The organism is Novosphingobium sp. ZW T3_23 (genome assembly GCF_044987305.1).
Taxonomy (GTDB): domain Bacteria; phylum Pseudomonadota; class Alphaproteobacteria; order Sphingomonadales; family Sphingomonadaceae; genus Novosphingobium.
The window spans coordinates 1-22132 of sequence record NZ_JBJDRF010000069.1 but is presented as its reverse complement, the minus strand read 5'-3'; the positions used below and the strand labels follow the sequence as shown (position 1 = coordinate 22132).

Below are 22132 nucleotides of genomic sequence, written 5' to 3'. Positions count from 1 at the left end.
AGGCGGACATTCCGGCGTGCTTCAACTGCTCGCAGAAGCTGTCCCACGCGGTCTTGAGAGCAGCGTCGTCGGTTCCGTCGCCATAGGCCATCGTGTCAGGCTCCCAATCGGGTGAGGAGGTCGGAGAGGGTGCGCGCCGCGCGGGTGCAGGCCTTGGCTGGGCCTTCCGCTTCGATGCGCGGGCCCAGCAGTTCGAGGTCGAAAAGGCCGGTGTAGCCAAGGTCCAGCAGGTTGCGCAGGATCGCTTCCAGCGGCACCGCGCCGTCTCCGGGCACGGCGCGGCAGGGCGTGGTGCGGTCACCGGGGACATGGTCGCTGACTTGCACGAGGCTGGTGATTGGCAGGGCTTCTGCCAGTTTTGTGCGCAAGTCGGCCTCCATCCAGCAGGCGTGGAGATCGACGCAGAGGCCGATGCCGGAGAGCCGCGACAGACGCAGCGCATCGGGCAGGTTATGCGCGATGTGGATGTCCACGGTCAGCGGCGACGCATTTTCGACCAGTAGCGCGATGCCCCGCCGCGCGGCATGTTCGCGGCACGGGGCGAGCAGGTCTGCGAAGCGGGTAGCCGCCTGTTCCCACGAAAGCGCGCCCCTTCCGCCGGTGATGAGGTAGATCGACGGCGCGCCGAGGTCGGCAGCGATGTCGATCACTTGCGTCAGGTCGTGCGTGGCGGCGCCCGTATCGCGTTCGAGATCGGGCTGGAGCGCGAAAGGGTGGTTGATGCAGCCGATCCGCACCGTGCCATGCTGCAGGGCTTCACGCGCAGCATGAAACTCGCTCGACGCAAGCAGCCGCGGAGAAACGAGCGTGGCATGCTGCACGCCGATTTCGCAGCAAAATTCGAGGAACGGGCCGGTCTCCCGGTCCATCATCGCCACCTGATGCAGGCTGACGCGCGGATGCATCAGCGCTGCTCGATCTCTACGCCGAAGCGTTCGCGGAAGGGTGCGAACTCCCGGTTCAGCGCCGCGATATCGTAGCCGGCATCGACCAGGACCTGCGTGGAGTAGTGGAACTTGCCGTGGCGATCGCCCTTGTTCTCGGCAAGATAGCGCCGCATCGCCGCCTCGGCTTCCGGCGAGAGGGAGCGATCGGCGAAGGCGTAGTAAGCGCGGATCACGCCGATCGGATCGGTCACGAAATCCCGGTAGCGAACATGTTGGATGCGCGGATCGTTCGCGAGCGGATGGGCCATCGTATTGCCGATCGACCAGCGCACGCGTTCCACATGGGCGCGGGCTTCCTTCACCAGATCGATCTTGCCGACCACGCCGTCCATGATGTCTGCCATCATCATAGTCGAACTTGCGGCGACCATCACCGGGTCTCGGTGCAGCCAGACCAGCGAGGCATCTGGATAAGCGTCGAAGAAGGCGTCCAGCCGCGTGGTGTGGAAGCCCTTCAGCACCCAATGACGCAGGGGGCGGCGGTATTGCAGGGCCTGCAGCATGGCCTTGTGGATGCGGTATTGCGCGGGCGGATCGGAGGGCAGGCCGAAGGAGAGGTTCTGCATCGGCACGCGCCACCAGGCAGTGGGCGTCATCACGCGAAAGTCGAAGGCCCAGCTGCGCTCGTCCTCGGGGAGGCCGTCTCCCAGCATGTCGTTGTAGGGGTGACAATGCAGCCAGCGCGGCATCTTCGCGTTGATCTCGCGCCATTCGGCATCGGCTGTCGCGATGCGGGGATCGGTGCCCTCCAAAGTGCCGGGCGGCGGCGCTGGATGCATCACTTCCCAGAACCGCAGCGCCCGCGCGCCGGGATCGACGGCGAGCAAGGCGTGCATCAAGGTCGTGCCGGAACGCGGTTCGCCGCTGACGAACATGGGACGATCGATCACTTCCTCGGCCAGCGGGAGGCGCTTGCGGTCCTCGAAGAATTTAAGGCGGTCGGTCAGCAGCCAGAGCGCGTTCTCCGTCGCCGCCGCCCGGCCTGCCGCGTCCATCGCGATGCCGTTGATGTGCGCCACGGAGAGGGCGAAGCGTTCGGGAAAGCCTTCATCCGCCCAGTCCGACAGGCCGGTGCGATGCTGCGCCTCCCGCAGCAATTGCTGCGCGTCGAGGTCCGCCATGTCAGCCCTCCACCAGGCGGGCGATTTCGTCTTCGGTCTCGCGGACTTTGGCGGCGCTGGTGGCCGAGAACTTCATGCCGCCCATCGCTCCATATTCCATCAGCTTGTAGACGCGCATGCCGGCGTCGGCGAAGCCCTTGATCTTGAGCGCGACTTCCTTGGGCGTGCCGGTGGGCAGCACGTCGCGGATCGCCTGCGGGTTCATCTCCTCGCAGAACTTCAGCATCCTGTCGCGGCTGAGGCGTACCGGATCGAAGTCCATGATGCCGCGCCAGTCAGGGCCCATCGGGTGCTCGTAGCCGAACTGCGCGAGGTCTTTGGCGGTCATCATCAGGATGATCGACTTCACCATCGGCGCGCGCAGCATTTCGTCGATCTCATCGGGCTCTCCGATCAAGCACATCTGGGTGATCGCGGGGGTGAAGTGGCTCATGTCACGCCCTGCCGCGTCGCCCGCGTCGAGGATGACCTTCAGCTTCGCCGCATAGTCCTCCGGTGTCCACGAACCCGCCGGCCACCAGCCGTCCGCTTCGCGCCCGGTGATCGAGAGCATGCGCGGACCCGCCGCACCCAGCCAGATCGGGGGCGCCTTGCCCTCGTAGAACTCCGTATCCATCCGCGCGTGGTGGAGATGGAAGAACTGCCCTTCGAAATCGATCGGCCCGTCCGAATGCCACAGCAGCTTGATGACCTTGATCGCCTCTTCCAGCCGCCCCACCGGTTTGTCGAAATCGAAGCCGTAAGGGACGGTGTTCTCCAGCTCGCCCGACCCGAGGCCCAGGATGAAGCGGCCCTTGGAGAGGTGGCTGATCGTCAGAGCCGTCTGCGCCAGCAGCGAGGGATGGCGGCGCACGGTATCGACCACCGTGGTCGCCAGCGGCGTATTCTGCGTCAGCACGGCGGTAGCGGCCGCCACGGCCAGCCCGTCGAGATGGCGATGCGGACTGGGCGAAGCCTTGGCAAGGTCGGTGAATTCCGGCGTCCAGATCGAATCGGGCCAGAAGCTGACCATGTGATCGGGCAGCCAGATCGAATGATAGCGCCCCGAATCGTAAGCCTGCGCCATGTCGATCCCCAGCGGCAGGGTGGTTCGCAGGAACGCTGCCGGTTGCACTTTGGTCGATCTGGCCATGGCATCATCCTCTCAGGCGGCGGCTTCCGTGCACCGCTGGGGTGATGGTTCGGCGCCGCGCGTTGTCTCCACGGTCGGTTGTGGGTTAGCCCTCGGGCGAGGCAAATTCCCATTTGGGGATCATGGATGCTGCAAGGAGAGGACGCGGCCCTGCTGGTGCCGCTGATCGAGGGACTGGTGGAAGATCCGCCCTGGCGGTGCTTCCTCGATGCCCTGCGCGCGCGGGTCGCGGCGGATTACGCCAGCCTCGTGTTCCGGCCCCTGCCGCTGGGCACGCCCGAGGCGCGGGTGATCCATCTCTATTCCGGCCAGCCCTCGCCCCCACCGATCTCCCGGCTCTATCGGGAGAGCCTCTATCTGCGCGATCCCATGCCTTATCACGCGATGCAGGAAGGGCGGACCCATGCGCTGCACGAATTGCTGCGCTTCGGTGATCCCCAGCACGATGCCTACCTCGACCAGCTCCTGGCGCCCTCCGGCATGAACCACATGCGCATGATCCGCTTCGCCGAGCCGGGCGGGGTGAACGGCTGGGTCACGATCACGCGGCGCGAGGGGGAGTTCGCAAAGAGCGTCGACGGGCTGCTCGAAGACCTGGCTCCTCATCTGCGCGCGGCGCTGGGCGGCTTCGTGGCGCTGGAGCGCGAGCGCATGGGGGCAGCGATCGAGCGCGAGGCCGTGCGGAGGATGAACTTCGGCTGGGTCACGCTCGATGGCGAGGGGCGGGTGCTCGATGCCGATCCGTTAGGCGCGCGGATGCTGGCGGGGAGCAGCGGCCTCGCGCGGACGCGCGACGGCAGGTTGAGCGCGCACGATCCCCGGCTGCGACGGCAGCTTGCGGAGGCCATCGGCGAACTGGCGCGCGATCCCGAAGCCCGGCCGCGTGCGCTGGTGCTGCGCCGCGAGCCTTGGCTCGACCTGCTGCTGGTACCTTCGGGCCGCCGCATGGGCACGACGCGGGCGGCGCCGGCGGTGCTTTGCTACCTTCATGCCGATCATTGGTCCTCGGCGGATCGATGCGGGCAACTTGCGCAGCTGTTCGACCTCACGGCAAGCGAGGCACGGCTGGCGCTGGCCCTGAGCCGCGGGTTGTCGATTGCCGAGGCGGGGCCGGAAGTGGGCCTAACCGTGGAGTCGGCGCGGACTTATTCCAAGAGAATCTACGCCAAGACCGGCGCGCGTGGGCAGGCGGACCTTGTGCGGTTCATTCATCGCAGTGTGTTGGCGATTGCTTGAGCAGGAAAAGGCGCGTTTCCCAATTCTGGATACATTACAGCCGCCTCGCACAGGCGATTTGAACATGTGTTCAGCGTTTTCCGTTGACTTCAGCTTCGGCACCCTTCAGCCAATGGATACGAAGCGGCCGCAAGGAGCCGCAGGAAAATGGAGAAGGCATGTCGGGCCAGCTTGCAGGGAAGGTCGCGCTCGTTACCGGCGCGTCGTCGGGCATTGGAGAGGCGGCGGCGCTTTGCCTGGCCGAAGCGGGGGCGACGGTGGCCCTCTGCGCGCGCCGGGTGGACAGGCTCTCCGGGCTTGTCGCGCAGATCGAGGCTGTCGGCGGCAGGGCGCTGGCGATCCCAGGCGACATGACGGTGGAGGAAGACGCGCGCGGAGCCGTGGAGAAGACGGTCGCTGCGTTCGGCCGGATCGACATCCTGATCAACTCGGCCGGGATCATGGAGGCGGGCGGGATCGAGAACTGCGATACCGCGATCTATCGCCGGGTGATCGACATCAACCTGATGGGCACGGTCTACACCAGCGCCGCCGCCGTGCCGCACATGCTGGCGCAGGGCGGGGGGGATATCATCACGATTTCCTCGCTGGCGGGCCGCAAGGGCGGGCCGATGACCAGCGCCTATTCGGCCAGCAAGCACGCGGTCAACATGATGACCGACGGAATGCGCCAGGAACTGGGTGGCAAGAACATCCGCGTCACCACCCTGATGCCGGGCGCCACCGAGACCGAAGTGGCGGATTCGATCTCCGACCCGCAGTGGCGCACCGCGATCAAAGCCCATGTCAGCAAGGAGGGCGCCGTGAAACCGCGCGACATAGGCGAGGCCATCGTCTTCATCCTCGCCATGCCGCGCCGGACCAATATTTCCGAAATCTCGATCCGTCCGACCATCGACACCAGTGCCTGAGAGGAGAACGATCATGGGAAGACTCCAGGACAAAGTCTGCATCGTGACCGGTGCGGGTTCGGGCATGGGCAAGGCCATGGCCGAACTGTTCCACGCCGAAGGCGCGAAGCTGGTGCTTGCGGACATCTCGGGAAGGCAGGACGAAGTAGCGGCTTCGCTGGGCGACGATGCGGCAGGCATTCACTGCGACGTTTCGGACGAAGCCCAGGTGCAGGCCATGGTCGCGGCCGCCGAGGCGCGCTTCGGGCGGCTCGACGTGCTGTGCAACAATGCCGGGTTCGGCGGACCGATGGCGCCGCTGCACACGCAGTCCCTGGAAACCTGGGACCGCGTCCACGCCACGAACCTGCGCGGCGCGTTTCTGGGCATGAAATATGGCATCGCCTCCATGCTCAGGACCGGCGGCGGATCGATCGTGAACACGACTTCGGCCTCGGCCGTCGTCGGCTGGAAGCATCACGCGGTCTACGGCTCTGCCAAGGCGGGCGTGAACCAGCTGACCAGGGCGGCGGCGCTGGACTATTCGGATCAGGGCATCCGCGTAAACGCCATCGCCCCCGGCACGATGTGGACCGGGCTGGTCGAAGCCTCTCGCACGCATGCCGAGCCACCGGCCGAGTTTCCGGTTCTCGCAGGGATTCCGATGGGGCGCTGGGGGCTCGCAAAGGATATCGCGCAAGCCGCGCTCTACCTGGCCAGCGACGAGGCTGCCTATGTGACCGGCGTCGTCCTGCCGGTGGACGGCGGCTATTGCATCGGCTTTTCCGGCATGGGCGCAGAGCGTCCGGGGATCGCCAGCGCCGATCCGGCGTGAGCGGGAAGCGACAGGAGCGCCGCATTCAGGGCTAAACGCCTAGGCGCGGCGCCGGCTCGCTGAAATTCGCCAGACCTCGGCGAGGAGGCCACCCCCATGCGATGACTTCCCCCCCGGGATCATCGCGCTGGGCGAACAGGAACCGGCGCCGCGATCCGGTCGGGCCGGATCTTGGAAAACCGAACAAAGCCGGCGGCAATCTTCAGACGCGCTGGTCCCAGACGCGCTGGTCCAGAGGGAACTGGTTCGGCCGTCTGACCGGATTGCCGCCGAGTTATGCGAAATCGCCTGCCGGGAGAGCCTTGCCGTGGGGTCGCATCACGGGTCGGCCGGTTCGCGGCAGTGTCCAAGCCGGTTGCACATCGCATCCGATTCGGACGACATGGTTATGGCAGCTTCCCGGAACCCGCGCCGTGAGGCAGATCACGCTCGCCCCTGACACGGACCCGATTGCCTGCCGGGTTCAACCCGGCTTTTGGTTTGACCCAATTTCCGAGTCATCAGATTTCCATCTGATCGGAAGATGCTCTAGCAAGCCGCCATGACCGCATCGACGCCCGCCGCCCGGATCGCGCAAGTTGACCCCTTCCACGCCATGGCGATCGGCCGCCTTGCCTATGAGCTGGCGGAGCAGGGGCGTGACGTGATCCACATGGAATATGGCCAGCCGTCCACCGGCGCGCCCGCCGCCGCCATCGCCGCCGCTCACCACGTTCTGGACAACGATCCCGGCGGTTACTGGGAGAGCACCGCGCTGATGGACCGCATCGCACGGCACTATGGCGAAACCTACGGCGTCACGGTCGATCGAGAGCAGGTGATCCTCACGTGCGGCGCCTCGCCTGCATTCGTTCTGGCGCTCTCCAGCCTTTTCGTGCCCGGCGCGCGGGTGACGCTGGCGAGGCCGGGCTATGTGGCCTATCGCAATACCCTGAAGACGCTTTATCTCGAACCGGTGGAAATGGCCTGCGGGCCGGCGGAGCGCTATCAGGTGACCGCCGCAGCCCTGGATGCGCTGGATCCCGTGCCGGACGGGCTGATCCTGGCCAGCCCGGCCAATCCCACCGGCACCGTGATCGCGCCTGACGAACTCGCAGCCATTGCCGAAGTCTGCCGCCGGAAGAACATTCGTGTCGTCTCGGACGAAATCTACCACGGTCTGGTATACGGCGATGTCGCGCAGTCCACGCTCCAGCACCTGCCCGAAGCCGTCGTCGTGAACAGCTTTTCGAAGTATTATTCGATGGCGGGCTGGCGGCTCGGCTGGCTGGTGGTGCCGCGCGAACTGGTGGCGGCCGCAAGCGCTCGCATGAACAACCTGTTCCTGACGCCCTCGGTGCTGGCGCAACATGCCGGGCTGATCGCCATGGACGAGACGGCCGAACTGGAAGGCCATGTCGAGAACTATGCCCGTAATCGCGAACTGCTGCTGGCGGCCTTGCCGAGCCTCGGGCTCGACCGCATCGCGCCGCCGGACGGCGCCTTCTACATCTATGCCGATATCGGGCACCTGACCGACGACAGCCTGGCCTTCTGCCGGCAATTGCTGCGCGATACGGGGGTGGCGACTGCGCCGGGGATCGATTTCGATCCCATCGACGGCCACCGCTTCATCCGTTTCTCTTTCGCCGTCTCGACCGCGCTGGTGGAGGAAGCGATCGCGCGCATGGTGCCCTGGTTCGCCGCGCGCAAGTAAGCCGGGTTCGGGTCAGGCAGGGCAGGTGCCGATGCGCGAGCCGGTCACGCGCCGGCGAAAGCGCGTCTTCGAATGCGCGGTTTCGCCTGTTATCGTAACGGCGGCCTCCATCGTGTCTCCGTTTACCTTGCCGTGCAAATCATAGCTGAGCGATCCCATTGGCAGGCTGCAAGTCCTTCCGCCCATGACCTTGCCGTTTCTCACACGGACGGTGGACATCGTGCAGAGTCCCCCGCCGGACATGCCGATCGCTGCCGAGAGAAGGTTTTCCAGGGCCGGCTCAACATGCTCGGGCGAAATGCAGACGGTACGGACCTGGCCCGGATGAGGCTGAAACTGGGGGTTGATCGTCTCGCTGAAGGTGGTGGACTGCTGGATCCGCCAGAGCCCCGGTACGACGTGCGGTCGCCCGCCGGTCACGACGATCTCCGGTTCGGGCGGCTGCGACGGGATGGGAGAGGGCATCGAAACCGGATCGAGCTTGGCGATGTCGGCAGGTTTGGGGCCGGCGGGTTCGGGGCCGGCCGGTTCAGGCTCTCCGCTGTCCCACGGCGGCGGACGATACGCCACCGAGGCGATCCGTTCGTCCAGACAGGCCTTGGCCGGGACCGGATCGCGGAAGCCGTCCTTGATGCAGGCGTCGAGCACCGTGCAGACGAACCTGTCGATGTCAGCGTCGCCGCTGGAAATGACCGCGTCGCAGCGTTTCATATGCGCGCCCCAGAGCGCGTATTGCAGCCTTACCTTGCGTATCTTCCGGCCCAGCACAACGATATCCTCGCCGGACGGAGTTTCGGGGCCTGCAACATCGGATGCGGGCGCGGACGCGAGGCCGGGCAGGGGCTCTCGGCTCATGACAACGGGCGAGGGCGCCGCGAACGCGATTGTTGCGGCAGCCAGAAAGCAAACGGCTCGGCACGCCGGGTTCCTCTCTCTCATCATGGGATGATATGCGCCTTCGTCAGCCCCACAAGTGCTTCGCTTCTCCCGGCATCGCTTTTTCAAGGTTTTAATCCCAGGAACGGGAAGGCCGCGCCTTCGATCGATCGCAGGGGCGAAATCGCCACGATTGACGTGAAGGATAGCTGGGCGCTTGATGCTCGAAAGATGGGGGAGGCGGACGATGGCGGTTTTCGTGCTGGTCCACGGCGGCGGCCATGGCGGGTGGTGCTACAAGCTGGTGGCGAAGCGCCTCAGGGCACTCGGGCATGAAGTGCATGCGCCAAGCCTCAGCGGATTGGCCGACCGGGCCCATGTGTTGAGCGCCGCCATCGACCTTGATACCCATATCGACGATGTGGCGGGGCTGCTCGAATTCGAGGACCTGACCGATGCCATCCTCGTCGGCCATAGCTATGGCGGCATGGTCATCACCGGCGCGGCGGATCGCCGGCCGGAGCGCGTCGGTCATCGCGTCTACCTCGACGCGGCCTATCCGCGTGACGGCGAGTCCCTCCACGATCATGCCCATGAGCAGATCAGCGCAGCGAAACAAGGGCTGCACGAGGTGAACGGCGTGGCGCTGGTCATGGCGCCGATGCCGGGGTTCGCGGCCTTCTTCGGCGTGACCGATCCCGCGCTGGGTGCCTGGACCGACGCCAGGCTGACCGCGCAGCCCTGGAAATGCTTCGAGCAGAAGATCGCGTTTCGCAACGAAGCGGCGATGCGGGCGATTCCGGAAAGCCACCTTATCTGCAGCTCCACGATTCCCGGCCGGGACATGGCGCTGCTGGAGGCGCGCTCCCACGGACGGGTGTGGGACATCGATACCGGGCACGACCTGATGTTGACCGAACCGGAGTGGGTGGCAGAGCGACTGGATGCCATTGCCCGGCAGTCTTGAAGGCGGCAATCCGGACCGTGTCGGCGGAAGTCATTGAATCTGCGAACCGAGTGGAACTGCATTTAACAGTGAGTAGCGTTTCACGATTGGTCGCACCTCTGTAGCAACCTGGGACGTGCACCTCCTTGTGCCGGGTTGTGCGGATTGACAGTCCGCGCCGGTTGGAGCCTTTGGCGCATATCAACCAACAGTTCGGTGGCGAGTCCCTTGACCCAACCCGTATGCAGCAAGGAAGTTTGGACCACGCGTCTTCGGGACTTCCTGCACGATTGTGCGGGCAGCGCGCCTTCAGAGGAGCATGATCGCATACGCGAAGCGGTGCTGTTGCTTCTGCACGACCCGCGCCCGCGGGACGACAACAAGCCGCATCGGGCGCACTTCGATCCTGTCGCGATCGAGGCGATGCTGGGTTGCAACGCTTCGGAAAGCGCGGTGCTGGCCCTGATCGGCCCGAACGATACTTTCATGCTGTCTCGCGGGATGAACGGCACCTGCCTGGCGACGCTGGTGATGGCGGATGGATCGGAGGAAATGATCTGTGAGGCCGCCACGCTTTCACTGGCGCTTCTCGCAGCCTATGTGTCGAAACTGCTGACGGTCATGGAGCGGCGGAACCAGGAAAAAAGCCAGGCCAGGCTGCCCCTGGGTGTCAGGCTTCACTGAACGGGGCGGCGCTTCCGCAACGTCGCACGTCGATGCGAAAGCGCCGCCAGTTCGGGGTTCCCGCGAAGTGGCCGGGAGGGGAACGGCCCGTTCATTCGACGCGGGGCCGGCCCTGTTGGAGTGGCGTGCCGGCACCGATGCTTTAGCATGGCGGCTCCTAACCATCGGTAGGGCAGGTGCTAGGTTCATGCCCGAGGGTAGGTGCCGCAGGCGGGGTTTGCGGGCACTTCAATTGACCAGGGCAGCCTCGATGGCGATGCGGATGGCATCGGATGTATGGTTGGCGCCCAGCTTGTTGAGCATGTTCGCGCGATGGATTTCCACGGTTCGCGGGCTGATGGAGAGGCGTTCGCCGATCAGCCGGTTGGACAGCCCGCTGGCGACGCCGCCCAGTACCTCGCGCTCGCGGCGGGTCAGGCGATCGATCCGGGCGCGCGCCATGACTTCGCGCAACTTGGTGTTTCCGACGTGCTCGGCACGGTCGATGGCGCGGGCGAGCGTGGCGTTCAGTTCCTCGGCGGCGATGGGCCAGGCGATATAGTCGATGGCACCGTCCAGCACCGCTTCGACGATCCGGTTGGCGCTTGGCTGTTCGCTGAAGGCGATGATCGGGAACCATTCGCCATGCCGGGCCATGTTATCGATCAGATCGTCGATCGATCCGGCCTCGTCCTGGATCAGAATGACGCCGGACCGCGGCCAGGCGCCGGAAAGTTCGGAAATATTCTCGAACGGCTCGACATGGATCTGCGCTGCCGAGAGGGCATGGCTTATGGCGGCGCGTCTACGCAGATCGTTGTCGATGAGAATGAGGTTGGAAATCCGCTCCATGAATATTCTCCCTCTTCGGCTTGTGCCTAGGGGGATATTCGCATGATGCGTCCGGCGCTTGCCGGACCTGCTCCGAAATCGACCTATGATCGGTAGCGCACCTCCGGAAACGGTGGCGAACTGGCAATTCCCACAACCGAAACGGCCCTAACGCCCCAGGCCGTAAACTTATCGGGCGAGGAGGGCTTGGCCGATCTCCGCAAAATCCGCGCGCAAGTTCGCGATGGCGGCCGGGTCGAACGCGATGGCGCTGTCGAGGACCGTGCGCCGGGCCGCATCGTAGAGCTGGTTGAGTGCGGCGGCCACGTCGCTGTCGCCCGTGACTCCCAGATGCAGGGCGGTGATGGCGGTGAGGGCACGCGTGAGGGACCGGCTCTTGAGGCCGTTGTCGCCCCTCCGGTCGGCATGGATCGCGGTTCCCAGCGCCGCCACCAGGTGCTCGTAGCAGAGATGCACGAGTTCGGCGGGACCGGCGCCGCTGACGCGGGCGTCGAAGTCAACCCGACGATAGGCCTCGACCGGGGAAAGCTGGCGCCGCATCTCAAGTGCTCTTGTTCCACTGGGCGATCTGGTTCTGAAGCATCGTCAGCGTGGACTTGGAGATGCCGATGCGCGTCTCGGAAGCCGTGAACTGGCTCGACAGACGCGCGCGCAGCTTTTCCTGCTGCTCGGCCAGCTCCGTGCGGTCCTCGGCGATCTGCGTGAGCTGCTTGGTGTAACGTCCGATCGAGCCGCCCAGCGAGTTGCCGTCGGTGGTGGAACTGGCGGCGCGGTAGATCTTGTCATAGCTGGCGTAGACGCCGTGGAGGCCATTGGTGAACATCGCGGCGACCCCTTCGGGATCGGCGGCCATGGTCTTGGCCAGTCGGTCGGTGTCCAGCGCGAAAGTGCCGTCGCGCTGGGTCTTGAGGCCCAGGTCCGCCAGCGTCTTCGCCATGCCCGTGGCATTGGGCATGACCGTCGAGCCAGCCAGGCCGGAAAGCGCGCGCTTCAGCGCCCGCGCGCCGCTGTCCGCCGCCAGTTCGCCGCCGATCGCGGTGGACGTGTTGAGCGCGGAGATCACTTCGTTGAGGGCGTCGGTCAGGTCCTGCATGGCGCCGGAGATCGAGGTGGCGGGGTCTGCGAAGGTGACGGTGGTGGGGGCGCCGGGGTTGACGGTCTTCAACTGCAGTTTCACGCCCGGAATGGCGTCGGAGACGGTGTTAGACTTTGCCGTCATCGACAGGCCGTCGATCTTGAAGGCGGCATCCCGGGCGCCGGCCAGAAGCTGGCCTTCGGTCGAGGCGGGGCTCCAGGCAAGGCCGGAGAGGCCGGGATTGGCCGGATCCTCGCTGGCCTCCAGCACGAAGCCGTTGGCGGCACCTTCCTGCCCCTTGAGGACGAGCTGGGCACCGTCCACGGTCTGGGCGACATAGGCGCTGACGCCGGAATTGGTGGCGTTGATGGCCTTGGCGACGTCGGCCAGGGTAGCACCTGCGGCGATCGTCACATTGACGGGGGCATGGGCCGTATCCGCAGCGAAGCCGGTCCCGGACACGGTGCCGAAGCGCAAGGTCAGCGTGCCGGCGCCTACGGTGGATGTCGACGCGGCATAGGCACGGCTGGCGAGTTGCTGGCCGCCGGCGAGCTGCGTCACTTCGAGCGAATAGCTGCCCTTGGGCGTCGTGGTGCCGGTCAGCGTCCCGGCGGCGACGGCGGCGTTGGCCACGCTGGGATTGCGGGCAAGATCGCCGGAACGCACCAGCGTGCCGAGCGAGGTGCTGAGCGAGAGCATCATCGACTTGATGTTGGATGCAGTGGAGATCTGCGTCGTGAGCTTGTCGGACCGGGCGGTCAGCCGGTCGTTGCGGTTGGCGAACTGTGCGGTGGCGAGGTTGTTCGCCAGCGCGGCCATGTCCACGCCGCTGCCGCCGCCCAGCGCGGTCACCAGCGAGGATGTGGTCGGCGAAGTGGAGGTGGGGGAGATAGCCATGCGCGGAAGAACGGCAGCGGCGAAAGTTTGTTAAGGATGATCTTCGCGGAAAGGCCTGCTTCATCCGTCCTGCCGGGGATCGAGGCGGCCCTCGGCGTCGAAGCGGACGGTTACCGGCACCGAGACTTGCGGCGCATGGCGATGCTCCCCGCGCTTCAGCGCCAGTACGAAGGCGAGGATGGCGGCCACCGCGACATAGTGGTCCTCCCGGATCATCTGCTTCTCGCGCGTAGTGAAGTAGACCGATCGGGCCAGCGCGGGATAGCGCAGCACCGGCACGGTGAATTCGGGGGCAAGCTCGCGCATGGCCAGGGCGCGCTCGCCCCGGCCCTTGGCGATGACGATCGGGGCGGGCGCCCGGGCGGGATCGTAGGCGAGCGCCACCGCGAAGTGCGCGGGGTTGGTGACGATGAACTGCGCCTCCTTCATCGCGGGCACCAGACCACCCATGGCGATCTTGCGCTGGCGTTCCCGAATGGCGCCTTTCTTCTCGGGCGAGCCTTCGTTTTCCTTGGCCTCGTCGCGCACGTCCTGAAGGGTCATCTTCAGGCGCAGCATCCGGCGCACCAGTTGCACCGGCAGGTCCACCAGAGCGATCACGACGAGTCCCGCCGCCAGCCAGAACAGCAACTGGATCAGCGCGTCCCAGGCATAGGCCAGTTCTCCGAACAGGTTGCCACGACCAAGCCGGGCGAAGGTCTCCATGCGGTCTTTCGCCCAGATCCAGGCGATCGTTCCGAGCAAGGCGACCTTGGCGATGCCCTTGACCATCTCGATCAGCCCGGTCGGGCCGAACATGCGCTTGAGCCCCGAAAGCGGATTGATCCGCGAGCCCTTGGGCGCGAGATTGCCGCCAATCCAGCGGCCCTCGCCGAACCCCAGCTGCGATATAAGCGAGGCGAGGATGACGACCGCACCCAGCACCAGGATCGGCGGCAGCATGGCCATCAAGGCGCCTGTCAGGATCCGGCCCGCCGTGAAGTCGTCCAGCGCGGCCCGATCCCAGGTGAAGCCGCCGCGCAGCACGGCGGCCAGCAGGTCCAGCATCCACGGCCCCGCCAGCATCAGCCAGACCGCGCCGATCGCCACGGTGGCGGCGGTGGCCATTTCGCGGGAGCGGACCACGTCGCCGCGCCTGGCGGCCTCGCGCTTGCGCTTCTCGGACGGGGCGAAGCTCTTTTCGCCTTCCTGCTCGCTCATGGTGAGAGAAGCTCCGCCGTCTGCTGGATGGCGTCGGCGGAGAGCCGGACGACGAGGTCGGTCAGCACCGGCGCGCCCACCAGCAAGGCCGCGATGCCGCCCAGCACGCCCGCCGGCAGCCCCAGCGAGAACAGGTTGAGCGACGGCGCCGATCGCCCGAGAACGCCGGTGATCACCTGCACCACCAGCAGGATCAGGCAGGCCGGCAGGGCGATGGTCACGGCGGTGGCGAACATGCGTGCGGCGAAAGCGCCGATCAGCGCGAAGCGCGCGGCGCCCAGCCAGGTCTGTCCCGGCGGCAGCGCGCGGTAGCTCTCCACGATCAGCGCGAACCATTGCAGGTGCGCGCCCAAGGCCAGGAACACCAGCGACAGCACGACCGCGAAATACTGCCCCAGAGCGGGAGACTGCGCGCCGGAACTAGGATCGACGGCGGTGGCCACGTTCATCCCCATCGATCCGCCGATCAATTCGGCGGCCAGGATCGGCGCGGCGAACGACAGTTGCAACACGAAGCCGAGCGATAGCCCGACCAGGACCTCACCCATGACGGCCAGCATTCCCGCCGCCGACAGCAGTACCGGCGGCGGCGCGACAGGGGTCCAGGCACAGACCAGCACGGCAAGCGCCCCGGCGCCGATCACCCGCACTTGCGGGGGTACTCCGGCGATGCCGAACAGCGGCGCCGCCACAAGTGCCGCACCGATCCGCGTCATCACAAAGACGAACCGCCAGAACTCGGCCTCCAGCGGGCCGAAGCCGAAGTCGAGCTGGATCACGGCGAAAGCTGCGCCGCTTGCCCGGTGTGGGCGATCTGAGTGAAGACGTCTTGCGCGAACTCACCCACCAGCGTCATCATCGAGCCGCCGAAAACCACCAGCACCACAGCCGTCACCGCCAGCTTGGGCACGAAAGTGAGGGTCTGCTCGTTGACCGATGTCGCGGCCTGCACCACCCCGACCGTCAGGCCGACGCCCAGCGAGGCGAGCAGTACCGGCGCGGCGACGAGCGCGGTGACCCAGAGCATCCGGTCGGCCAGGGCGAGCAGGGCGGTGATGTCCTCCATCAGCTGAAGCTGGCCGCCAGCGAGCCCATCAGCAGGGCCCAGCCGTCCACCATGACGAAGAGCAGCAGCTTGAACGGCAGGGAAACCACCATCGGGCTCATCATCATCATGCCCAGGCTCATCAGCACCGAGGAGACCACCAGATCTATGACCAGGAACGGCAGGAACAGCATGAAGCCGATCTGGAACGCCGTCTTGAGTTCGCTCGTGACGAAGGCGGGCAGCAGGATCGAGTAGGGCACTTCCGCGGCGCTACGGAACCGCGGCGTTTCGTTTCGGCTTCCGGCGGCCATCGATGCGAACAGGGTGAGGTCGCGTTCGCGAGTCTGACGGATCATGAAGGCGTGGAACTCCCACCCGCCCGCCGCGATGGCCTGCTCGGCATTGAGGCGCCCCGCCGCATAGGGCGCGACGGCCTGTGCGTTCACCCGTTCGAGTGTGGGCGCCATGATGAACAGCGACAGGAACAGGGCAAGGCCGATCAGCACCTGGTTCGGCGGCGATTGCTGAAGCCCCAGCGCCTGCCGCAGGATGGCCAGCACCACCAGGATGCGGGTGAAGCTAGTCATCATCAGGATCAGGCTGGGCAGGATCGTCAGCAGCCCCATGACCAGCAGGAGTTGCAGCGACAGGCTCAGGCCCGGCCCTCCGGCGTTCGTGCCCCCGAGCGAGCCCAGCGCCCGGTCCAGCGCCCCGGGGATGGCCGTCTGCGCGTTCGCGGCGACCGGAAGGAGCAGCGCAAATGCAGCAGGGAGGGCGCAGAACCGCTTCACGGCTCGGGCGTTCCGGCGGCGATCTCCGCGAAGTCCTGCCGCGCGGGCGCTTCGGCCAGGCGGGTCAGGCCCTGCCGGGTCGCGGCGACAAGGATCTCGCGGTCATGGAAGGCGATCACCGCCAGCCGCTGCGTGGGCGAGAGCATCATCGTCTCGACCACGCGCAGCGAGCGCGATCCGCCGTTCCGTCCCGCGCCTTCCTGCACCCGCCGCGCCAGCACCAGGCAGCCCCAGGCGAGTAGGCCGATCAGCGGTAGCAGGACAAGCAGCTTGATCGCGTACCAGAGCATCAGGACTGGCCTTCCTCGCCGTCCGGCAAGGCCGGGGACAGTGCATCGTCCGGCGTTTGGCCCTCGAGCCCGGCGATCTCGACGATCCTCAACCCGAAGCGGCCATTGTGGGACACCACCTCGCCCCGTGCGATCGGCTTGCCGTTGACCAGCACGTCGAGCAGTTCGTCGGTCATGCGGTCGAGCACGACGAGGCTCTCCGGGCCGAGCGAGAGTACCTCCTTCAGCTTCATCTGGGTGCGGCCCAGTTCCACGGTCAGGCGCACGTCGACGTCGCGGAGAAAGTCCAGGCCGCGGGGATGGATGCTCATCTTGGGTCGGTTTCCCTGTGGTAAGGCTTCAGAAGGCGTGAGTGACCTGCACTGCGACACGGTCGTCGATTTCGCCGATGGTGCCGCTGGCAAGCGTGCGGCCACCCACCTGGAGCGGTACGCTGCGCGCCACCGCCACCGGCAGGACATCGCCCGGCCGCAAGCCGGCAAGGCGCGTCATGCCCAGGTGCATGTCCACCAGCACCGCGGTCACTTCCATCGCCATCGAGGCGAAGGGTTCCGCCGATGGATCGGGAGACGCGGCGCGGCGCTGGCGCACCGGATGTTGCGGAGCGGCGAGCGCGGCCTCCAGGGTTTCCGTCGGCAGCGCCAGCGTGAGCGACCATGGCACAATGCCCGGCTCCTCGATCTCCAGCGAAAGCGTCAGCACGTCGGCACTGGCGGGGAACGGATCGAGCTGGCGCAAGCTGGTATCGCGGCGCAAGGGCCGGACGCGGTGATCGTCGGCATGGTCCGGTCTTGGAGCCCGTGCTGCGGCCAATGCCGATGTCAGGGCATCGGCCACGCACCCCTCGATGCGGGAGAGCAGCAGTTCGGCCGAGAGCGGGAAGCCGTCCGGCAGCGGGTCGGGTACATCGCCGGGACCACCGAAGGCACGATCCACCAGCCGGAATACCGGAGCCCCGTCGAAGATGGCGAGGATCGGCAGGGACGAAGCGCCCATGCCCATGAGGCTATGGGCTGCCAGTCCCTCGATCTCTCCCGCGATCGACGAAAGCGTGGCGTCCATCGGCAGGCCTGCGCGGACAATCGGGGGCTCGCCGCCGGACAGTCGCGCCAGCCCGGCGGCAAGGCCGCGCGTCAATCGCTCGCCGATCAGCGACAGCGCGGGCGCCAGTTCGGTCATCACCGGCGCCGCGCCGAGAAGTTCGGGGCAATGGCGGGCGGCTGTGCGCTCCGGAGAGGTTTGCGGAAAGGCCATCGTCATGCTCACTGGATGATGAAAGTGCGGAAATAGACGCCGTCCACGCCGCCGAAGCCTTCCTTGCGCAGCAACACCGCGTTGATCGCCGCCGTCATGCGCTTTTCCAGCCGGTCCTTGCCGGGGATCGTATAGACGTCGTTCTCCGGCGTATCGGCCAGGATTTCGAGCAGGGCCGAGCGGATCGCCAGTTCATGCTTCTTCATCCAGATCAGCACCCGACCGTCGCGCCGCGTCGAACAGGCGAGGCTGAGCTGGACCAGCGCGTCGGAATCCTTGAGGTTCGAGGTGAAATCGTCGCTGAAAGTGAAGTAGGCGGTGCGATAGGGGTCTCCGCCCTCGCCTTCGACCTCCGGCGCTTCGGCACCTTCCCCTTCGCCCTCGGTCTTGGGCATGTAGGGATCTTCCTCGCCCTTGCGGATGAGCTTTGGCTGGTTGTCCTCCCGGCTTTCCGCATGGTTGCCGCCGACCAGCCCGCTCATCACCAGCCCGAGCACGCCGCCGCCGCCCACGACGAGCATGGCCAGCGCGACCAGTATCAGGCCCAGTTTGCCCTTGCCCTTCGTGGCGGCACCGTCCTGCGCAACTTTTTCGCTCACGTCTTGCGTCTCCCCCGAAATGGCGCCGGATCAGGCGTAGATGTCGCCGCGTCCGTCATCGCCGGCTGCGGGATCGGAAGTCCGCTTCCCCGTCGCCTGCTTCTGCCGGAAAGGGCTGTGGTCGGACGCCTGTCGTTCGGCGCCGCCTCGGGTGTCGGCCTGCTGGCGCTGCTCGGTGCCCGCCCCACTGTTGCCGGAAAGACCCGCATGGGAGGACTGGTGCGGCGTGAACGGCTGGCCGCTGTCGCGCGGCTGATCGCCTGCGAGATTGGCAGCAACGGCGGCTTGGACCGAGCCGTTGAAGCCGGGCGTGGAACTGGCCATGGTCACGGCCAGACCGCCGTTTTCATGACGGAATTCCAACGAAACTTGCCCGAACTGGCCGTGATGCATGGCGGTGCGCACGATATGCGGCATGGCGGCTTCGCGCGCCTCGGAAAGTCGGCCCACAAGCGTATCGAAGTCCTGCGGCTGCTGCGGTGACGCGTTCGATTGCCCTTCGGCGGGTGTCGGCGGGGCGGCGAGCGACATCTGCGGAGGCACCGGAAGCGTCGTCACGGCGAGGGCATCGCCGCCGGGTCTGAACGCGATCTCGGCAGGCTGGGAGGGAGCCGTGGCAAGGACGGCGCTTGCCCGGGTGCGCGGCGCCAGGTCATGCAAAGAGGGCTCACCCGGCGCAGGCTCATCCAGAGAGGGCGGGGCAAACCGGGCGGAGTGCTCGCGCAAGGTCGCTTCGGTGGGTTCGACGCGGCCGGGTGAGGCGTTCAAGGCCGATGCCGCGATGGTGGGAGCACCGGGTTGAACCGTCGGAGCCGCTTCTGCGGCGAGCGGTTGCACTGGCAATCCGGCTGCGGCGGACATGGGCGCGGCAACGATCGTCACCGGTGCAAGGCTGGCGAGTGGAACGCCGGTGACGGTCGCGACGGCTTGATCGACGGTGTGAGAGGGGGACGCAGGCGGACGGCCAGCTTGCGCCGGAGCCGTGCCCTGTTCCTGCTGGATGACGGGGCCGGGCAAGGTCGCGGCGATCGGCGCGATCGGAATCGCGAAACCGATGCTGGCCGGATCGGGCGGCAGCGTGATGGTGACGGGCTGGGGCGAGGCAGGCGTCGAACCGTCGCCGCCCCAGCCTTCCACCGGGGTTTCCTTCATGCCTTCCACATCAAGATCGGTAGCGGGTCCACCGGGCCCAGCCTCATTACCCTCGTCCGGCACGGTCTTGCCGGTTTGCTTGCCGATCTTGCCGTCCTCCGAAAAATCCGCCGTCTCGGGCTGCGGCAGGGCGATGCCCCTGGCGCCCGCAAGCCCGTCCTCCCCGAGCAGCTCCAGCAAGGCGGCGAAGCCCTCGACAGCGGCGCTTTCCGTCGCTTCGGGAGAGGTTCCGGCTGCCGATAATCCGGCTTTTGCCGGGGAACTCACGGCTGCCGGGGCGGAAAACTGGATCATGCCTTGCTAGTCCTCGTAGCGTCCATGCGGATCGTTCCAGCAGTGTTATTCAAGTCCCGTGCCAGATCGCTTTCGGCTGCCGAGCGCAGGCGTCTTTCCGGCTTTCGCGATCGAGCGCTCCTGAAGGATCGCCCGTTCCTCCACCGCGGCGCGGCGGCGTTCGGCTTCGGCCAGGAGCTGCTGCTTGGCATCGGCGATCGCGCGGGCGCGCAAGGTATCGCCGTCGGTAGTGCGGCGGATCGCCTGAAGCCCGCCCACGAAGCGGCCGATCTGATGCAGTGCCGCACCGTCCGTCATCTCCCGCCGGCTGCCGTAATCGTCGGCCATGCGGCGCGTGCGATCGGACAGGTCGCGCAGCCGGGACAGGGTGCTTTCGGCCTGCGCCGCCTCCAGCGCGGCGTTCTGCCGGGCGATCGCGCGGATCTTTTCGAGACGGCGCAACCGGGCCAGGCGCCTGATGTCGTCCTTCATCGTTCCTCCTTCATCGTCAGCCTGCCAGCAGGGCGGCAAGCTGCGCGGCGCTTGTCTCAAGGTTCACGACTTCGGCCTGGGGCTGGCCGAGGAAGGCGGCGAGATGCTCGTGCATGGCGATGGCCCGGTCGAGTTGCGGGTCGGCGCCGACGCGATAGGCGCCCATCAGCACGAGGTCGCGATTGGCCTCGTAGCTGGCCGAGAGGGCACGGAACTGCCGGGCGAGCCGCTGGTGCTCGTCCGGGACGATGTCGTTCATCACCCGGCTGAGGGAGGCGGCGATGTCCACGGCCGGATACTGGCCACGCTGCGCGAGGTCGCGCGACAGCACGATGTGGCCGTCGAGGATCGAGCGCGCGGTATCGACCACGGGATCGTCCTGGTTGTCGCCATCGGCGAGCACGGTGTAGAGGCCGGTTATCGAACCGCCGGAAGCGGCCGAATTGCCCGCGCGCTCGACCAGCTTGGTGATGGTCGCCAGGGCCGAGGGCGGATAGCCGCGTGCTGCGCCGGGTTCGCCCAGCAGCAGGCCGATCTCGCGCGCGGCGTGGGCCACGCGGGTCAGGCTGTCCAGGATCAGCAGCACCCGCTTGCCGCGCCCCCGGAAGTGCTCGGCCATGGACGTGGCCAGCATGGCCCCCCGCAGCCGCAAGTTCGGCGCATGGTCGGCGGGAACCGCGACCACCACGGTCTTGTCCTTCTTCTCGGCCTGCATGTGCCGCTCGACGAAATCGGATACTTCGCGCGCGCGCTCTCCGATCAGGCCGACGACCACCACATCGGCAGACGCGCCGCGCGCGATCATGTCGATCAGCACCGACTTGCCCACCCCCGAGCCCGCCATCACGCCGATGCGCTGGCCGACGCCGAAGGTGGTGAGGGCATTGAGCGCCCGCACGCCGGTGTCGAACGGCAGGCGCACCGGGCTGCGGTCCAGCGCGGAGGTGCGCACGCCTCCGGAAGGCCATTCCATGCGGCTGTGGATCGGGAAGCCGCCGTCGATCGGCAGGCCTTCGCCATCGACGGCGCGGCCCAGGAACGGGTCGCCCACCGGCAGCAGACCGGGGCGCCCTTCCGCCCAGACGCGAGCGCCGGGGCGCAGCAGGATCATGTCCCCCAGCAGCATCATCATCGTTCGACCGTTGCGGAAGCCGATCACTTCGGCGGCCAGCGACTGGCCGGGCGCATGGGACACCCGGCACATCGCGCCGACCGGCACCGACAGTCCGCTCACTTCCAGCAGGCCGCCGTCGCAAGCCGCGACCAGGCCGAAACGGCGGGGCGCCAGGTCCAGGGGCTGCGCGCCGAGATCGGCCAGGATCTGTTTGGAAAGCGTCAGCATCGCTGGAGCATCTTCAAAAGCGGCGTCAGCATCGCTGGAGCGCCTCGGTGATTGCGCGGCGCCAGTTGGCCGGGCCATCCTCGATGCCGCCCGTCGCCGTTTCGATGCGGATGGTCCCGCGTTCGAGCGTATTGTCGGGCTGAACCTGCCATTCGGCGGAAAGCCGGGGGGACACCAGTCGCAGATCGTCCGGATGAAGGCGGATCAGCCGTTCGTCCTCGGCCCGCCTCAGCATCGCCACCGCCACCCCGATGCGGCGGAGCAGGGCGTCGGGCTCTATCGCCATCGGCGCGATGGCGGCTTCGCACAAGGCGGTCACCGTATCGCGCAGACGCATGCGCAGTTCCTCTTCCAGCGCTTCGTCCATCTTTTCGAAAGCGAGCGAAAGCCGCCCGAAAGCGGCAGCTTCCGCTTCTGCGCGGACCTGTGCTTCGTGCACTGCCTGATCGTGCCCCATCGTGAAGCCGTGGCTGAAGGCATCGGCGATCGGGTCCGAGGGTTCGGGCGCCGGGTCCGGGCTTGGGG

25 protein-coding genes are annotated in these 22132 nt (G+C 66.8%); 6 read left to right on the top strand and 19 right to left on the bottom strand.

Going from position 1 to position 22132, the window contains the following annotated elements:
- Positions 1-95: 95 nt before the first annotated feature.
- The 3 genes from ACI3K3_RS22725 to ACI3K3_RS22715 are packed head-to-tail and all read right to left on the bottom strand — an operon-like array spanning position 96 to position 3200.
- On the bottom strand, positions 96-905 hold the full coding sequence (locus ACI3K3_RS22725) for a sugar phosphate isomerase/epimerase family protein (RefSeq protein ID WP_404917902.1): 810 nt from the start codon (positions 903-905) through the stop codon (positions 96-98).
- A complete protein-coding gene (locus tag ACI3K3_RS22720) occupies positions 905-2068 on the bottom strand; it encodes a sulfotransferase family protein (protein ID WP_404917900.1) in 1164 nt (387 codons plus the stop codon). Before ACI3K3_RS22720 ends, ACI3K3_RS22725 begins: the two co-directional genes overlap by 1 nt.
- Position 2069: 1 nt before the next feature.
- Entirely contained in the window at positions 2070-3200 is a 1131-nt protein-coding gene (locus ACI3K3_RS22715; RefSeq protein ID WP_404917898.1) for an LLM class flavin-dependent oxidoreductase, read from the bottom strand.
- Between the two features lie 126 nt (positions 3201-3326).
- Between ACI3K3_RS22715 and ACI3K3_RS22710 the strand changes: the two genes are divergently transcribed.
- The 4 genes from ACI3K3_RS22710 (at position 3327) to ACI3K3_RS22695 (ending at position 7857) form a co-directional block, all read left to right on the top strand.
- Positions 3327-4436, top strand: a complete 1110-nt coding sequence (locus tag ACI3K3_RS22710) for a helix-turn-helix transcriptional regulator (protein ID WP_404917896.1) — start codon at positions 3327-3329, stop codon at positions 4434-4436.
- Positions 4437-4594: 158 nt separating this feature from the next.
- A complete protein-coding gene (locus ACI3K3_RS22705; protein WP_404917894.1) occupies positions 4595-5347 on the top strand; it encodes an SDR family oxidoreductase in 753 nt (250 codons plus the stop codon).
- Between the two features lie 13 nt (positions 5348-5360).
- Positions 5361-6161, top strand: a complete 801-nt coding sequence (locus ACI3K3_RS22700; protein ID WP_404917892.1) for an SDR family NAD(P)-dependent oxidoreductase — start codon at positions 5361-5363, stop codon at positions 6159-6161.
- 541 nt (positions 6162-6702) lie between these two features.
- The gene (locus ACI3K3_RS22695) at positions 6703-7857 is read left to right on the top strand and encodes an aminotransferase class I/II-fold pyridoxal phosphate-dependent enzyme (protein WP_404917890.1); all 1155 of its coding nucleotides are present in this window, start codon (positions 6703-6705) and stop codon (positions 7855-7857) included.
- Positions 7858-7869: 12 nt separating this feature from the next.
- Here ACI3K3_RS22695 and ACI3K3_RS22690 read toward each other — a convergent pair whose 3' ends face one another.
- The gene (locus tag ACI3K3_RS22690; RefSeq protein ID WP_404917888.1) at positions 7870-8712 is read right to left on the bottom strand and encodes a DUF3617 family protein; all 843 of its coding nucleotides are present in this window, start codon (positions 8710-8712) and stop codon (positions 7870-7872) included.
- Positions 8713-8980: 268 nt separating this feature from the next.
- Between ACI3K3_RS22690 and ACI3K3_RS22685 the strand changes: the two genes are divergently transcribed.
- Both ACI3K3_RS22685 and ACI3K3_RS22680 read left to right on the top strand, forming a co-directional pair.
- Positions 8981-9700 carry an alpha/beta fold hydrolase gene (locus ACI3K3_RS22685; RefSeq protein WP_404917886.1) on the top strand — a complete coding sequence of 240 codons (720 nt, stop codon included), beginning with the start codon at positions 8981-8983 and terminating at the stop codon, positions 9698-9700.
- Positions 9701-9907: 207 nt separating this feature from the next.
- On the top strand, positions 9908-10363 hold the full coding sequence (locus ACI3K3_RS22680; protein WP_404917884.1) for a hypothetical protein: 456 nt from the start codon (positions 9908-9910) through the stop codon (positions 10361-10363).
- Between the two features lie 228 nt (positions 10364-10591).
- Here the strand turns inward: ACI3K3_RS22680 and ACI3K3_RS22675 are convergent, their stop codons facing one another.
- From ACI3K3_RS22675 to ACI3K3_RS22605, 15 genes are all read right to left on the bottom strand, one after another.
- Positions 10592-11194, bottom strand: a complete 603-nt coding sequence (locus ACI3K3_RS22675; protein WP_313433964.1) for a LuxR C-terminal-related transcriptional regulator — start codon at positions 11192-11194, stop codon at positions 10592-10594.
- Positions 11195-11362: 168 nt separating this feature from the next.
- On the bottom strand, positions 11363-11734 hold the full coding sequence (gene fliS, locus ACI3K3_RS22670; RefSeq protein ID WP_313433963.1) for a flagellar protein FliS: 372 nt from the start codon (positions 11732-11734) through the stop codon (positions 11363-11365).
- A 1-nt stretch (position 11735) separates the two neighbouring features.
- Positions 11736-13166: a flagellar filament capping protein FliD gene (gene fliD / locus ACI3K3_RS22665; protein WP_404917881.1), complete on the bottom strand. Its 1431-nt coding sequence runs from the start codon at positions 13164-13166 to the stop codon at positions 11736-11738.
- Positions 13167-13226: 60 nt separating this feature from the next.
- Positions 13227-14366: a flagellar biosynthesis protein FlhB gene (locus ACI3K3_RS22660; RefSeq protein WP_404917879.1), complete on the bottom strand. Its 1140-nt coding sequence runs from the start codon at positions 14364-14366 to the stop codon at positions 13227-13229.
- Complete coding sequence (fliR, locus tag ACI3K3_RS22655) at positions 14363-15145, bottom strand: flagellar biosynthetic protein FliR (RefSeq protein ID WP_404917877.1); 783 nt, start codon at positions 15143-15145, stop codon at positions 14363-14365. The genes ACI3K3_RS22660 and fliR overlap by 4 nt, the downstream gene beginning before the upstream one ends.
- On the bottom strand, positions 15142-15432 hold the full coding sequence (locus tag ACI3K3_RS22650) for a flagellar biosynthetic protein FliQ (RefSeq protein WP_404917875.1): 291 nt from the start codon (positions 15430-15432) through the stop codon (positions 15142-15144). Before ACI3K3_RS22650 ends, fliR begins: the two co-directional genes overlap by 4 nt.
- Positions 15432-16205, bottom strand: coding sequence for a flagellar type III secretion system pore protein FliP (gene fliP / locus ACI3K3_RS22645; RefSeq protein ID WP_404917873.1), 774 nt, complete (start codon positions 16203-16205; stop codon positions 15432-15434). Before fliP ends, ACI3K3_RS22650 begins: the two co-directional genes overlap by 1 nt.
- Positions 16202-16495, bottom strand: a complete 294-nt coding sequence (locus tag ACI3K3_RS22640) for a flagellar biosynthetic protein FliO (protein ID WP_404917871.1) — start codon at positions 16493-16495, stop codon at positions 16202-16204. The genes fliP and ACI3K3_RS22640 overlap by 4 nt, the downstream gene beginning before the upstream one ends.
- A complete protein-coding gene (gene fliN, locus ACI3K3_RS22635; RefSeq protein WP_404917869.1) occupies positions 16495-16806 on the bottom strand; it encodes a flagellar motor switch protein FliN in 312 nt (103 codons plus the stop codon). The genes ACI3K3_RS22640 and fliN overlap by 1 nt, the downstream gene beginning before the upstream one ends.
- Positions 16807-16834: 28 nt before the next feature.
- Positions 16835-17755 (bottom strand): FliM/FliN family flagellar motor switch protein, encoded by a 921-nt coding sequence (locus tag ACI3K3_RS22630; protein WP_404917867.1) that lies wholly within the window; start codon positions 17753-17755, stop codon positions 16835-16837.
- Between the two features lie 2 nt (positions 17756-17757).
- Positions 17758-18348 (bottom strand): flagellar basal body-associated protein FliL, encoded by a 591-nt coding sequence (gene fliL, locus ACI3K3_RS22625; protein ID WP_404917865.1) that lies wholly within the window; start codon positions 18346-18348, stop codon positions 17758-17760.
- 30 nt (positions 18349-18378) lie between these two features.
- Complete coding sequence (locus tag ACI3K3_RS22620) at positions 18379-19794, bottom strand: hypothetical protein (RefSeq protein WP_404917863.1); 1416 nt, start codon at positions 19792-19794, stop codon at positions 18379-18381.
- A 45-nt stretch (positions 19795-19839) separates the two neighbouring features.
- Positions 19840-20265, bottom strand: a complete 426-nt coding sequence (locus tag ACI3K3_RS22615; protein ID WP_404917861.1) for a hypothetical protein — start codon at positions 20263-20265, stop codon at positions 19840-19842.
- A 16-nt stretch (positions 20266-20281) separates the two neighbouring features.
- Positions 20282-21607 (bottom strand): FliI/YscN family ATPase, encoded by a 1326-nt coding sequence (locus ACI3K3_RS22610; protein ID WP_404917859.1) that lies wholly within the window; start codon positions 21605-21607, stop codon positions 20282-20284.
- A gap of 25 nt (positions 21608-21632) precedes the next feature.
- The coding region (locus ACI3K3_RS22605; protein ID WP_404917857.1) for a FliH/SctL family protein at positions 21633-22132 on the bottom strand (500 nt) is incomplete at its 5' end.

Coding starts and splice junctions, on each gene's coding strand:
- ACI3K3_RS22725 (WP_404917902.1), bottom strand. CDS start 905: ATGCATCCGCGCGTCAGCCTGCATCAGGTGGCGATGATGGACCGGGAG.
- ACI3K3_RS22720 (WP_404917900.1), bottom strand. CDS start 2,068: ATGGCGGACCTCGACGCGCAGCAATTGCTGCGGGAGGCGCAGCATCGC.
- ACI3K3_RS22715 (WP_404917898.1), bottom strand. CDS start 3,200: ATGGCCAGATCGACCAAAGTGCAACCGGCAGCGTTCCTGCGAACCACC.
- ACI3K3_RS22710 (WP_404917896.1), top strand. CDS start 3,327: ATGCTGCAAGGAGAGGACGCGGCCCTGCTGGTGCCGCTGATCGAGGGA.
- ACI3K3_RS22705 (WP_404917894.1), top strand. CDS start 4,595: ATGTCGGGCCAGCTTGCAGGGAAGGTCGCGCTCGTTACCGGCGCGTCG.
- ACI3K3_RS22700 (WP_404917892.1), top strand. CDS start 5,361: ATGGGAAGACTCCAGGACAAAGTCTGCATCGTGACCGGTGCGGGTTCG.
- ACI3K3_RS22695 (WP_404917890.1), top strand. CDS start 6,703: ATGACCGCATCGACGCCCGCCGCCCGGATCGCGCAAGTTGACCCCTTC.
- ACI3K3_RS22690 (WP_404917888.1), bottom strand. CDS start 8,712: ATGAGCCGAGAGCCCCTGCCCGGCCTCGCGTCCGCGCCCGCATCCGAT.
- ACI3K3_RS22685 (WP_404917886.1), top strand. CDS start 8,981: ATGGCGGTTTTCGTGCTGGTCCACGGCGGCGGCCATGGCGGGTGGTGC.
- ACI3K3_RS22675 (WP_313433964.1), bottom strand. CDS start 11,194: ATGGAGCGGATTTCCAACCTCATTCTCATCGACAACGATCTGCGTAGA.
- fliS (WP_313433963.1), bottom strand. CDS start 11,734: ATGCGGCGCCAGCTTTCCCCGGTCGAGGCCTATCGTCGGGTTGACTTC.
- fliD (WP_404917881.1), bottom strand. CDS start 13,166: ATGGCTATCTCCCCCACCTCCACTTCGCCGACCACATCCTCGCTGGTG.
- ACI3K3_RS22660 (WP_404917879.1), bottom strand. CDS start 14,366: ATGAGCGAGCAGGAAGGCGAAAAGAGCTTCGCCCCGTCCGAGAAGCGC.
- ACI3K3_RS22650 (WP_404917875.1), bottom strand. CDS start 15,432: ATGGAGGACATCACCGCCCTGCTCGCCCTGGCCGACCGGATGCTCTGG.
- ACI3K3_RS22640 (WP_404917871.1), bottom strand. CDS start 16,495: ATGCTCTGGTACGCGATCAAGCTGCTTGTCCTGCTACCGCTGATCGGC.
- fliN (WP_404917869.1), bottom strand. CDS start 16,806: ATGAGCATCCATCCCCGCGGCCTGGACTTTCTCCGCGACGTCGACGTG.
- ACI3K3_RS22630 (WP_404917867.1), bottom strand. CDS start 17,755: ATGACGATGGCCTTTCCGCAAACCTCTCCGGAGCGCACAGCCGCCCGC.
- ACI3K3_RS22620 (WP_404917863.1), bottom strand. CDS start 19,794: ATGATCCAGTTTTCCGCCCCGGCAGCCGTGAGTTCCCCGGCAAAAGCC.
- ACI3K3_RS22615 (WP_404917861.1), bottom strand. CDS start 20,265: ATGAAGGACGACATCAGGCGCCTGGCCCGGTTGCGCCGTCTCGAAAAG.
- ACI3K3_RS22610 (WP_404917859.1), bottom strand. CDS start 21,607: ATGCTGACGCTTTCCAAACAGATCCTGGCCGATCTCGGCGCGCAGCCC.